The 12,336-nt window shown below is 70.7% G+C and carries 11 protein-coding genes; 8 read left to right on the top strand and 3 right to left on the bottom strand.

The annotated features are described in order from the left end of the window. Positions 1-294: 294 nt before the first annotated feature. The 6 genes from AB0D94_RS36945 to AB0D94_RS36920 all read left to right on the top strand — a co-directional run bounded on the left by AB0D94_RS36945 (position 295) and on the right by AB0D94_RS36920 (position 3,051). A complete protein-coding gene (locus AB0D94_RS36945; protein ID WP_362062058.1) occupies positions 295-480 on the top strand; it encodes a DUF397 domain-containing protein in 186 nt (61 codons plus the stop codon). Between the two features lie 95 nt (positions 481-575). After that, complete coding sequence (locus AB0D94_RS36940; protein WP_362062056.1) at positions 576-1,181, top strand: hypothetical protein; 606 nt, start codon at positions 576-578, stop codon at positions 1,179-1,181. Positions 1,182-1,195: 14 nt separating this feature from the next. Then, positions 1,196-1,363, top strand: a complete 168-nt coding sequence (locus tag AB0D94_RS36935) for a hypothetical protein (RefSeq protein ID WP_266936001.1) — start codon at positions 1,196-1,198, stop codon at positions 1,361-1,363. A 148-nt stretch (positions 1,364-1,511) separates the two neighbouring features. Then, positions 1,512-2,003 (top strand): BlaI/MecI/CopY family transcriptional regulator, encoded by a 492-nt coding sequence (locus tag AB0D94_RS36930; RefSeq protein ID WP_362062052.1) that lies wholly within the window; start codon positions 1,512-1,514, stop codon positions 2,001-2,003. 11 nt (positions 2,004-2,014) lie between these two features. After that, positions 2,015-2,545, top strand: coding sequence for an amino-acid N-acetyltransferase (locus AB0D94_RS36925; protein ID WP_362062049.1), 531 nt, complete (start codon positions 2,015-2,017; stop codon positions 2,543-2,545). Between the two features lie 164 nt (positions 2,546-2,709). Then, a complete protein-coding gene (locus tag AB0D94_RS36920; protein ID WP_362062046.1) occupies positions 2,710-3,051 on the top strand; it encodes an Lsr2 family protein in 342 nt (113 codons plus the stop codon). Here AB0D94_RS36920 and AB0D94_RS36915 read toward each other — a convergent pair. Continuing rightward, the gene (locus tag AB0D94_RS36915) at positions 3,030-3,635 is read right to left on the bottom strand and encodes an SCO3374 family protein (RefSeq protein WP_362062043.1); all 606 of its coding nucleotides are present in this window, start codon (positions 3,633-3,635) and stop codon (positions 3,030-3,032) included. The two genes, AB0D94_RS36920 and AB0D94_RS36915, sit on opposite strands and share 22 nt — an antisense overlap. A gap of 463 nt (positions 3,636-4,098) precedes the next feature. Here AB0D94_RS36915 and AB0D94_RS36910 point away from each other — a divergent pair, with 463 nt between their 5' ends. Then, a complete protein-coding gene (locus AB0D94_RS36910; RefSeq protein WP_362062040.1) occupies positions 4,099-6,624 on the top strand; it encodes an ATP-dependent Clp protease ATP-binding subunit in 2,526 nt (841 codons plus the stop codon). 117 nt (positions 6,625-6,741) lie between these two features. Here the strand turns inward: AB0D94_RS36910 and AB0D94_RS36905 are convergent, their stop codons facing one another. Then, a complete protein-coding gene (locus tag AB0D94_RS36905; protein ID WP_362062037.1) occupies positions 6,742-9,813 on the bottom strand; it encodes an NACHT domain-containing protein in 3,072 nt (1,023 codons plus the stop codon). A 343-nt stretch (positions 9,814-10,156) separates the two neighbouring features. On the opposite strand from AB0D94_RS36905, the gene AB0D94_RS36900 reads away from it, so the two are divergent. Continuing rightward, entirely contained in the window at positions 10,157-10,798 is a 642-nt protein-coding gene (locus AB0D94_RS36900; protein ID WP_362062034.1) for a M23 family metallopeptidase, read from the top strand. A gap of 110 nt (positions 10,799-10,908) precedes the next feature. Here the strand turns inward: AB0D94_RS36900 and AB0D94_RS36895 are convergent, their stop codons facing one another. Continuing rightward, on the bottom strand, positions 10,909-12,117 hold the full coding sequence (locus tag AB0D94_RS36895) for a LamG domain-containing protein (RefSeq protein ID WP_362062031.1): 1,209 nt from the start codon (positions 12,115-12,117) through the stop codon (positions 10,909-10,911). Positions 12,118-12,336: the final 219 nt, after the last annotated feature.

Genomic DNA, 12,336 nt, shown 5'->3' with positions numbered 1-12,336 from the left:
GCCCGGGTCGGCTGGCACCGCGGCTTGCCGCGTTGTCGTCGGTCGCCGACGCTCCGCGTCGACTCCCTCCTCCGCCTTGCAATCCACGGCACCAGCCGACCCGGGCCCGGCCCTGATCCACCGGACACCCCCTAGACGAGTGAGTCCGAAGTGGCGTCTGCGGGGAGGGGCAGTCACCTAGCGGGCCGCAGGTCACGAAACGCCGAATTCCGCGGAAGTCACCAGCGCGGGTCCACCGTGGCGCTACCGTCCCTCCACGGAAACGACCGGCGGCCTGTGACCGGAGGAGACACCATGACCGCTCAGCCCGTATGGCGGAAGTCCTCGTTCTGCGGTGAGGGAGACGCCTGCGTCTACGTCGCCACCGCGCCCGGATCCCTGGTGCGGGTCGCCGACCGGGCCGACCCGGCCCACCTGGTCCTCGCCACGACCAGGGCGGCCTGGGCCGAGTTCCTGCGCGCGGTCAAGGACCCCGCCTGACCCGGCGCCCACTCCCGGCGGCCCTCCCGGCGGGGTCCCGGCGCGCCGAGCGGGAACTCGGGGGATTTTGTCCGATTAGCGCGTATCTTCGGCCCATGCCCACGCCCTACGGATCCCGCGGCGGCATGGCGTTCAGCGCTGCCGAGCTGCACGTGCTCAGGCGCTCACTCGCCCACGCCCTTCAGTCCTCCTCGGCCCCCCTGGCGGCCGCGGAGGTCCAGGACTGCCTGCGCCTCGCGCAGTCGGTGGACGACGCGGTACAGGAGGCGGGCCGGCTCAGAGCCTTCCTCCTGGAGGATCTGGGCCGCTACCGGGCCGCGCTGCCCGGCAGCCTCTCCGGATACCTGGAGCTGCTCCAGGACGCCCTCGCCGCGGGGTACGAGCCGGTCCCCGACGATCTGGCCGCGCTGCGCGCGCTGCGCGGCAACCCGGTCGCTGCGGCGCTGCTGGACCGGGCCCAGGCCGCGGCGGAGCGCTCCGTACGCAGGCGGCTGTCGACCGCGCCCGCGCCCCGCACCCGGCTGCTGGCGCTGGCCGGCGGGCAGGGCCCGCGCCCGGGTCCGTCACCGCGCCCCCGTCCCTCGGCCGAGCCGCCCCAGGAGGAGCCGCGCCCGGAGCGGCCGATCCCGACCCCGGGCGAGGTCTTCCCGCCACGCCGCAAGCCCGCTCCGCCCCCGCCCGCCGACCGCGCCGCCGGGTAGCTAGTCTGGGGGGCATGGACTACGTCTCCGCGCTCGTGCCCCCCATCGTGATGGCCGCGTTCTTCATCGCTCTCGTCGTGACGATCGTGAAGACACAGGGCGGCGCGAACAAGGCCAAGGAGGACGCGGCGGTCGACGCCGTGATCGCCCGGGCCGAGGCCGCTCAGCAGACCCGGAAGTAGTACCGCCCGGCCCGACGGACAAGGGAGCGCTCTTCCCGCTCCTTCCCGATCGGGCCGGCCTCGTTCGCACCGGCTTTTCGCCCATTTTGTTGCGCGTTGCCGACCCAATAGCCGGGCAATTCCACACATACCGCACTATCGTGCTGCTGTGCCTCGCCCCTTGGGAGAACTCGAAGACGCAGTCATGACGCGGGTGTGGCAGTGGAACCGCCCGGTCACCGTTCGGGAAGTACTCGAAGACCTTCAGCAGGAACGGTCCATCGCCTACACCACGGTCATGACCGTTATGGACAATCTTCATCAGAAGGGCTGGGTCCGCCGGGAGGCGGAAGGCCGCGCCTATCGATATACGGCCGTCTCCACCCGCGCCGCCTACTCGGCCGCACTGATGAACGAAGCCTGGTCGACGAGCGACAACCCCGCGGCCGCTCTCGTCGCCTTCTTCGGCATGATGTCCGCGGAACAGCGCGAAGCACTCCGGGATGCCGTACGGGTCGTCCAGCACGACGACGAGTCCTCCGCTGAATCCGCCGTTGAACCCTCCGCCGAACCCGCCGCCGAAGCACCGTCCGCCCAAGCGCCCGCGGCACCCGACGCAGAAGAGGGCTCCGCCGCGCGGCGGGACGAGCCGGGGCGATAACGTCCGGGGCCATGGGAGAGTTTTCCGCTGCACACGCAGAAACAGTGACGATCCGCCGCGCCCGCACCGGTGATGTTCCCGCGCTGCGCCGCCTGCTCGACCAGTACGTGCAGCAGCGGATCCTCCTCGACAAAGCGCCCGTCGTCCTTTACGAGGACATCCAGGAGTTCTGGGTCGCGGAACGCGCCTTGGACGGCCAGGTGGTGGGCTGCGGAGCCCTCCACGTGATGTGGGAAGACCTCGCCGAAGTCCGCACTCTCGCCGTCGACCGCGAGTTGAAGGGCGGCGGAGTCGGCCACCGGGTGCTGGAGCAGTTGTTGCGCACGGCCCGCGATCTGGGGGTCAGCCGGGTTTTCTGCCTGACCTTCGAAGTCGACTTCTTCGCGAAGCACGGCTTCGTCGAGATCGGGGAGACCCCCGTCGAGACCGATGTGTACATGGAGCTCCTGCGTTCCTATGACGAGGGCGTCGCCGAGTTCCTCGGTCTCGAACGAGTGAAGCCGAACACCTTGGGCAACAGTCGGATGCTTCTGCACCTCTGATCGATCACCCCGGCTATTCCGGCGCTCGGCAGGCCTGTGGCCTATGTCCGAATCGCGCACGTTTCCCGCCCTGTTGCGGTCTCGAACCTCTCCCGGGGGTTTGTGTTTTCCTGGCAAAAGCGGTTTCCTTTCCGCGTACTGCTTTTCGATGAAAGGAAATCCCGGTGGCACAGAAGGTTCAGGTCCTTCTTGTCGACGACCTCGACGGTGGCGAGGCGGACGAGACGGTGACGTTCGCTCTGGACGGCAAGACCTACGAGATCGACCTCACCACCGCCAACGCTGAAAAGCTCCGCGGTCTGCTCGAGCCGTTCACCAAGGGCGGCCGCCGCACCGGTGGCCGTGCGACCTCCGCGCGCACCAAGGGCGGCCGTGCCTCCGCGACGACCGGAAACCCGGACACCGCCGAGATCCGCGCGTGGGCCAAGGAGAACGGTTACAACGTGAACGACCGCGGCCGTGTCCCGGCGGACATCCGCGAGGCCTACGAGAAGGCCAAGGGCTGACCCACGGCGCCGTGCACCGGCGTCCGGGCCCTGCGTCGCAGACGCGCGCGGTGACATTCCGTCGCCGCCGCGGCGACCAGGCGTACGAGATCGGGCCCGTGGGCGGGTCCGGTGCCCTGCCCAGGACCGGGCAGGGCCGGCAGAAACGCCTCGCATCCCCGCTCGGGGGGTCGCAGCCACACAGCGGCCTCCCGGGGACTCTCGCCGAGGGCGGAGACCGGGGGAGCGGGAGCGGTGATCCGGCCACCCGCACCCAGGGCGGTCAGGTCCAGGGCGACCCCGCCCCATTCCAGCCAGTCGAGCAGTCCGTCCAGCTCCTCTGCGCTGCCCGCGGCGACCAGGAACCGCATCCGGCGCCCCGAGACCGCCACCGGGCCCGTCCTGACCCGCCTGCGCAGCAGCGCCGTCCCCGCATCGGACGGCAGCTCCAGTACGTCGAACCGGGTCCCGGTGACGAGCTGGGCGGGCGGACCGTCCACGAGGGTCCAGCCGGGCACCCGCTCGTACCAGGAGGCGTACGCGTCCTCCTCGGGCGAGACGCGGGAACCGGGGACACTGACGGCACTGACGGTGCTGACGGCCATGCCCTGAGCAACTCCGGAAACGGCGCCGGGTTACGGGTGGTGTGACACACCGCACCCGGTGCAATGCGGAACGTAAACATCCGCGGGGCTGCAGTCCTACATTCGAGACGCAATCGTGTTCGCCCGTAGCGGAGGGAACCGTCGCTACCGGCATGGAGTGTCCGTCCTTACGGGTAAGACATTCCTAGTGGATCGGGGCGACACGCTGATTTGGCCGGGTTCCGTTCGCCGTCGGCGTACACGTGTGACGGGTATCTGCCTGGCCTGCGGGAACATCGTCTCGCACCATCGGGTTGGAGCAGTTGTCGGCTCTTCAAGCCGGTTTTCCTCACCGACGTGGGGGTGAGCCGTGGACGGATGTCGGCAGTTGGAATGAGCTGTCCCGCCCCGCGGGACTAGCATGCGGAAGGACAGGGCGGGGACCGACCCCGAACTGCCCGACCGCTCTGAGGAGCGATAAACGATGTTCGAGAGGTTCACCGACCGCGCGCGGCGGGTTGTCGTCCTGGCTCAGGAAGAAGCCCGGATGCTCAACCACAACTACATCGGCACCGAGCACATCCTCCTGGGTTTGATCCACGAGGGTGAGGGTGTCGCCGCTAAGGCCCTGGAGAGCCTCGGGATTTCGCTCGAGGCTGTTCGCCAGCAGGTTGAGGAGATCATCGGTCAGGGGCAGCAGGCCCCGTCCGGCCACATCCCCTTCACCCCGCGGGCGAAGAAGGTCCTGGAGCTGTCGCTCCGAGAGGCCCTCCAGCTCGGCCACAACTACATCGGCACCGAGCACATCCTGCTCGGCCTGATCCGCGAGGGCGAGGGCGTCGCCGCCCAGGTCCTCGTGAAGCTGGGCGCCGATCTCAACAGGGTCCGGCAGCAGGTCATCCAGCTGCTCTCCGGTTACTCCGGGGGCGGCAAGGAGTCGGCCACGGCCGGCGGACCGGCCGAGGGCACGCCCTCGACCTCGCTCGTCCTGGACCAGTTCGGCCGCAACCTCACCCAGGCTGCCCGCGAATCCAAGCTCGACCCGGTCATCGGGCGCGAGAAGGAGATCGAGCGGGTCATGCAGGTGCTGTCCCGCCGGACCAAGAACAACCCCGTCCTGATCGGCGAGCCCGGCGTCGGCAAGACCGCCGTCGTCGAGGGCCTGGCCCAGGCGATCGTCAAGGGCGAGGTGCCCGAGACCCTCAAGGACAAGCACCTCTACACGCTTGACCTCGGTGCCCTGGTCGCGGGTTCCCGCTACCGCGGTGACTTCGAGGAGCGCCTGAAGAAGGTCCTCAAGGAGATCCGCACCCGCGGCGACATCATCCTGTTCATCGACGAGCTCCACACCCTGGTGGGTGCGGGCGCCGCCGAGGGCGCGATCGACGCCGCCAGCATCCTGAAGCCCATGCTGGCCCGTGGTGAGCTCCAGACCATCGGTGCCACGACGCTCGACGAGTACCGCAAGCACCTTGAGAAGGACGCCGCTCTCGAGCGCCGCTTCCAGCCGATCCAGGTGGCGGAGCCTTCCCTCCCCCACACGATCGAGATCCTCAAGGGCCTGCGCGACCGCTACGAGGCCCACCACCGCGTCTCCATCACGGACGAGGCCCTCGTCCAGGCGGCGACGCTGGCGGACCGGTACATCTCGGACCGCTTCCTCCCGGACAAGGCGATCGACCTGATCGACGAGGCCGGCTCCAGGATGCGCATCCGCCGGATGACCGCACCGCCGGACCTCCGCGAGTTCGACGAGAAGATCGCGGGCGTGCGCCGCGACAAGGAGTCGGCCATCGACTCCCAGGACTTCGAGAAGGCAGCTTCCCTCCGCGACAAGGAGAAGCAGCTGCTGGCGGCGAAGGCCAAGCGCGAGAAGGAATGGAAGGCCGGCGACATGGACGTCGTCGCCGAGGTCGACGGTGAGCTCATCGCCGAAGTCCTCGCGACCGCGACCGGCATTCCCGTCTTCAAGCTCACCGAGGAGGAGTCCTCGCGTCTGCTCCGCATGGAGGACGAGCTCCACCGGCGGGTCATCGGCCAGAAGGACGCCATCAAGGCGCTCTCCCAGGCGATCCGCCGTACCCGTGCGGGTCTGAAGGACCCGAAGCGCCCGGGTGGCTCGTTCATCTTCGCCGGTCCGTCCGGTGTCGGTAAGACCGAGCTCTCCAAGACGCTCGCCGAATTCCTCTTCGGCGACGAGGACGCGCTGATCTCCCTCGACATGTCGGAGTTCAGCGAGAAGCACACGGTTTCCCGTCTCTTCGGTTCGCCCCCCGGCTACGTGGGCTACGAAGAGGGCGGCCAGCTCACCGAGAAGGTGCGCCGCAAGCCGTTCTCCGTCGTCCTCTTCGACGAGGTCGAGAAGGCCCACCCGGATATCTTCAATTCCCTTCTCCAGATCCTGGAAGACGGTCGCCTGACCGACTCCCAGGGCCGGGTCGTGGACTTCAAGAACACGGTCATCATCATGACGACCAACCTGGGTACGCGGGACATCTCGAAGGGCTTCAACCTGGGCTTCGCGGCGCAGGGCGACACCAAGACCGGTTACGACCGGATGAAGGCGAAGGTCAACGAAGAGCTCAAGCAGCACTTCCGGCCCGAGTTCCTCAACCGTGTCGACGACACGGTCGTCTTCCACCAGCTCACCGAGGAAGACATCATCCAGATCGTCGACCTGATGATCGCCAAGGTCGACGAGCGCCTGAAGGACCGCGACATGGGCATCGAGCTGAGCGGCGACGCGAAGCTCCTGCTCGCCAAGCGCGGCTACGACCCGATCATGGGCGCCCGCCCGCTGCGCCGGACCATCCAGCGCGAGATCGAGGACACGCTGTCGGAGAAGATCCTCTTCGGCGAGCTGCGTCCCGGTCAGATCGTGGTCGTCGGCAAGGAGGGTGAGGGCGAGGAAGCCAAGTTCACCTTCCGCGGCGAGGAGAAGACGGCTCTGCCGGACCTCCCCCCGATCGAGGCCACGGGCTCCGGCCCGGACCTGTCGAAGGGCGCGTGAGCACCGCGTAGCGGTAGCTGTACGAAGGGGCGGCCCCGGGACCGAAAGGTTCCGGGGCCGCCCCTTTTGCCGTTCGCCTCGCCCGGACGGGACCTAGTGCTGTCGCCCGGACAGGGCCTAGCCGACCGGGGTGGTCTGGGCCTCGGGGAAGTGGTGGCTCAGCCGCCGCGCGGTGTCGGGATCCGCCTCTCCCGGGATCCCGTACAGGCGCAGGGTCCGGATCAGCGGCAGCCGGAGCGTGTCGGGGAGGTACGCGAGGGCCTGCGGCGGGACGGTCAGCTCCCGCAGCTTCCGCAGCGAGGCGACGGCCTGCCAGTCCGAGGGGCCGGCGGGGACCCAGGTCTCGGGGAGCCGCAGGATGCGCAGGTCGTCGTGGCGGGCCAGGCCGGCCAGGGAACCGGGGGACTGGCCGAGCGCCAGCGCCCGCAGGGAGGCGCGCGGGGAGAGGTCGTCGAGGGACCAGGGAGCGTGCGGCCCGCTCAGCGAGAGCTGGCGCAGCGACTCCCAGCCCGAGGTCACGGCCGCGACGTCCAGGGGTCCGTCCAGGTGGAGCTGTGCGCGCTCGACGGGCAGTCCGGCCAGTGCGCCCAGGTCCGTCAGGGCCGGGCAGTCCTTGATCGTCACGGTCCGCAGGGAGAGTTCTCCCCGCAGGAAGCCGAGGCCGGTCAGCCGTGCGTTGCCGCGGATGCGCAGGGCGGTGATGGGGGTGCGGCGGCGGTAGGCCGCCAGGCCCTCGTAGGACACGGGTCCGGCCACGTTCAGGCGTTCCTGCGGGGCGAACTCGCCGAGGGCCTCCAGTTCGGCGTCCGAGTGGACGGCCAGGGTCTCCGGTATCCGGGGGAGCCGGGCGATGACCTCCTCGGCGTACTGCCTGCTGTCGAACCTCGGCCAGAACTCGGCCAGCCTGCTCTGCACCAGCGCGGAGTCGTGGCGGGCGTAGCGGGCCAGCAGGGGGATGGCGAGGTCCGAGCCGACCGAGCCGGCCGCCACGACCGTGTAGTACCCGAGGCCCTCCAGCGAGGCCGCCTCGGGGCCGGGCAAGAGGTCGAGCACCAGAGGGCCGACCCGGCCGAGCGCGTAGGCGGCCTGGAGGCTCTGCGGCGGGATCAGGGCCGAGGCGGCGGCCTCCACCTCGCGGCGCAGCAGCGGGTTCAGCTCGGTGGCGTACTCCAGGGAGGCGAACGCGAGCAGCACGGAGCGGGGCGAGGGCGTGGCGAGCAGCCCCCGGATCACCGCCTCGCGATCGAGGGGGCGGCCCTGGGCGACCGCCATACGGATGACGTCCTCCCACTGGTCGGCCTCCGCGTGGGAGGCAAGCTCCCCGAAGCCTGCCTCGTCCAGGGCGGCCCGCGCGCCGAGGAAGTCCTGGAAGGTGCGGTGGACGAACTCGACGGTCTCCTCGGTCGGGGCCCGCAGCAGCCCGGTCCGCTCCACGAGGTGCTTCAGCACGGCCGGGGCCGTGCCCAGGACCCGGCCCGCCTCCTCCACGGCGGGCAGCGCGGCCGCGATGAGGTCCTCGGCCTGGCTGCGGTCCATTTCGGTGCGGCCGTTGCGGATCAGCCAGTAGGCCAGCCGCTGGAGCAGCTGGAGCTGCGGTTCCTCGGCGATCTCCGGCAGGGGGACGTCCCGTTCCCTGTCGCGCCGGTGGAGCAGCATCGACAGGGCCGCCGTGTACAGCTCCTTGCGTCCGGAGGGCAGGAAGCCGCGCCGCTCCCGGTGCAGGGCGCAGATCATGCCGCACAGCAGCGGGTTGGTCGCGAGCCGGGCCAGGTCCGGCTTGGTGCGTACGGAGTGCAGCAGCTGTGTCCGCAGTTCGGGCAGGGCGGCGTCCCGGACCGCGCTGCCCGTGACCGCGGCAGTGTGCCAGCGCTCGACGAAGGCCCGGACGTTCGCCGGGGTCATGGGGGTCAGGAGCACCTCGTCGAAGCCCTCCGCGGCCAGCCAGTCCTGGCGCACCGCCGAGGGGCGGGAGGTGAGCAGCCAGTGGTTGTTCGGGTAGGCGGCGATCAGGCCCGCCAGCCAGACCCGGGCCCGCGGGCGCTCGGCTTCCGGGATCTCGTCGATCCCGTCCACCAGCAGGAGGGCGCGCCCGTGACCCATCACCCGGTTCTCCCAGCCCTGCGGGACCTCCCCGGCGAGGGGGGAGCCGGTCAGGAACCCGCGGGGGTCGGGCAGCTGCTCACCGTTGCGGGTGAGGCTGCGCAGCGGGAGGACGAAGGGGATCCGGCCGTCCTCGCCGTCCTTCGCGGCCCGCACGGCGAGCCACTGGCACAGCGTGGTCTTCCCGGAACCGGCCTCGCCGCGCAGCAGGACCCGCTTGTGCTCGGTGAAGAGCTGGTCGGCGGGGAGGTGCGAACGGGCGGGCCCCACCTCGACCCCGGCAGCAGATGCCGGCCCCGCCTCCGCCACGTGGGCGCCCTCCGGGGCCTCGGCGGGCTCCTGGAGCGGCCCGGCCTCCGGCACGGGCCCGGCCTCCGCCTCGGGCGTGGGCCCGTTGACCTCCAGGCTCACGTAGGCCGCGTCCAGGGGCCAGCGCGAGGAGCCCGGGGCCAGGTCCAGGCCGAAGATGGTGAGGGCGCTGTGGCGCTCGGCCAGATAGGCCAGATAACGCTCCTCGAAGGCCGCGTCCCGCGCGTCCGGCAGGTGGACCCGGTTCACAAGTATGTCGAGCTTGGCGATGGCCTCGGCGAGCCGCTGTTTCTGGTCCATGAGGGTCGCGGCCACGAAGGTCGAGCGCTGGGTGAAGAAGTGCAGGATGTGCAGGCAGGCCAGGTCGAGCAGCCGGTCGTGGAACAGCTCGGCGTCCCGGGACAGCCCGGTGGACGGGGCGGCGGCCCGCAGTTTCCGGGCGAAGGCCTGCGGCCCGAGGTCCACGGCCTCGACGTCCGAGAGGGTCAGGTTGCCCAGTGAGCGCAGGGTCGCCGTGAGGGCGGCCGCCACCCCGGCCTCGTCGCCGCGCGGCAGGGGGCGCTCGCCGGGGGCCCGTAACGCCTTCTTCACCAGGTCGTCGGCGAGCCCGCGCAGGTCGTCGCCGTCGAGGTCGCGCTTCTCGCGCCATGCGAAGTAGGCGGAGAACCGCACGGGCTTGTCCACCAGGCCCGCGCCCGCGCCCTCCCCCTGGAACAGCTTGTTGATGAGGGGGGTCAGAACCCCCGAGGCCAGCCGGATCCCCGCCACCGATGCGTCCACGACGCTGGAGCGTACTTGCGGTTGCCTGCCGATGGTCCTGGATCGGCCAGTCGAAGGTCCTGCCCCGGTGACAAGCCGCACAGGGCAAAACGGACGTACTAGGCGGATTCGTAGATCCAAAGGGGCCTTGAACCGGACCTCCGCCGCAGGAGGGAGCCCGTCAACGGGGCTGAGAGCCCGAGCCGTCCTACGAGCCCCGGTAGTAAAGGGGACGTTTGGGGAAGTCCGGGGGTGCGGGTTACCAAGGATGAGCCCACCCGGCACATGCCGCATCGTGCCGGGTCACTTCATGCCTCTAGAGGGCGTGAACCCGCCCTTGTCCCCGGCCCCGGAGGTCTCCTTCATGTCCGCGAAGCGCGTCATCACCCCCCGTACCCGCATTGCCGTCGGCGTAACCGCTCTCGGTGCCGTGCTTTCTCTCGGGGCCGGGACGACCGCCGCCTTCGCCGACACGACGCAGACCGCCCTCACCGGGACCGCCGAGCTGGTCGCCCAGCAGGCGGCCGCCCAGGCCGCGCAGGCCGCCAAGGCCAAGGCCGCCGCCGAGCCCGCCGCCGCGAAGACCTCGCTGTGGATCAAGCCGCTGGACAAGTACACGCTGTCCGCGACCTTCGGCAAGGGCGGCAGCATGTGGTCCCACAAGCACTCCGGCCAGGACTTCGCCGTCCCGACCGGCACCCCGGTCAAGGCCGTGGCCGCCGGCACCGTCGTCAAGGCCGGCCCCAACGGTGGCGGCGACGGCCCCGCCTACGGCAACGCCGTCGTGATCAAGCACGCGAACAACACGTACTCGCAGTACGCGCACCTCTCGAAGATCCAGGTCAAGATCGGCCAGAAGGTCTCCGTGAAGCAGCGGATCGCCCTGTCGGGCAACACCGGCAACTCCAGCGGCCCGCACCTGCACTTCGAGATCCGCACCACGCCGAACTACGGCTCGGCCGTCAACCCGGTCGCCTTCCTGCGCAACGCCGGCGTCACCATCTGACCCGTCCCGCAGACCCGTCCCGCATGCCCGGCCGCTGAGCGGCCGGGCATCGGCCGTTCAGCGGGTCAGTGGCTCAGCGGCTCGGCCGGCAGGCCGCGCGCGGCCGCCGGTCAGGTGAGCAGCCAGGAGTGCGTCGGCTTCACCGTCGCGCCGAGCTTGCCCTCCTTGTACGCGGCCGCCTGCTCCGCCGTGAGGGCCGAGTCGTAGACCCGGATGTTGTGCAGGGCGCCCTGCCAGGGTCCGGTCCATATGTTGTGGTGCTTGGACCGGCCCAGCTGGAGCGGGCCCTGCGCCTGCCAGATCGGCGGAACCGGGGTCTCGCCGGCCTTCTTCCCGTCGACGTAGAGGGCGATGAGCTTCTTCTCGGCGTCGTAGGTCGCCATCAGCATCGTCGCGGTCTTGACCATGCTGAGCCCCTCCGCGGTGACGGTCCGCGTGGTCGCGGCGGCGCCCTTGTCGCCCGTCTGCACGCGGAAGATCCAGGCCTGCTTGCCGTTGACCTCGTTCACGCCCAGCTCGAACGAGAACGACTCCCCGTCGCCCTGGCTCACCGCGATGTGCGAGCCCTTGGCGGCGGAGTTGTAGACGCGGGCCGTGACGGTGAAGCTCTTGGACACGTCCACGACCGGCTCCGCGGACTGCGCGAACGAGTTCCGGGTCCCCTTGCCCACGATCTGGAACCGCGAGCCCAGCGGGCCGAGCTTCATGTCGGGCCCCAGCCGGATGCCGGTGCTCCCGTTGCTGTCGCGCAGCAGGGTCGCGTCCCCCTCGACGGTGGCGCTGTAGGCAGGGGCCTTCGACCCGCCCGACTCCTCCGGGGTGGGTGAGGAGGACACCGAGGGCTGGCTGTCGGCCTCGCTCGGCTTGTCTTCCTCGCCGCCGAGCAGGAAGAACGTTCCGCCGCCCGCGAGGAGCGCCAGTACGGTCACCCCGCCGCCCAGCATCCACAGCCGCTTCTTGCGCCGCTCGGCCGCGGAACGGTCGGCCATCGCCTCCCAGTCCGGCTGCTCCGCGGCCGGGGGCGGCGCGAACAGCTGCCCCTGCTCGGGCTGGGCCGGCTGCTGCGGGGGCCACTGCCCACCGGCGGCGCCGGGAGCCGCGGGCTCCTGCTGGTACGGGTTCGGCTGCTGCCCCTGCTGCGGGAAGCCGTAGCCGCCGCCGGCCATCGGCCCGGAGGGGTAGCCGTAGCCGCCCTGCGCGGGCGGGCCCGGCGGGGAGCCGTAGCCGCCGGACGCGGGCGGCCCCGGCGGGAACCCGTAACCGCCGCCCCCCGGGGAGGGCTCGGGCTGCGGGTTGCTGGGGGGAATCGCGTCGCTCATGCCACGGATGCTAAGTCACGCCCCCGCCGCGATGTACGGCCCGGTACTGATCGGGTCCGGGACGCGACCCGGGTCACAGGGCCGGGGGTGCGCTAGGGGGTGTCCGGTGGATCAGGGTCGGAGAGCCCGGGTCGGCTGGCACCGCGGCTTGCCGCGTTGTCGTCGGTCGCCGACGCTCCGCGTCGACTCCCTCCTCCGCCTTGCAATCCACGGCACCAG

The organism is Streptomyces sp. NPDC048255, from assembly GCF_040652415.1.
Taxonomy (GTDB): Bacteria; Actinomycetota; Actinomycetes; order Streptomycetales; family Streptomycetaceae; genus Streptomyces.
This window is presented reverse-complemented; position numbering and strand designations above follow the sequence as displayed.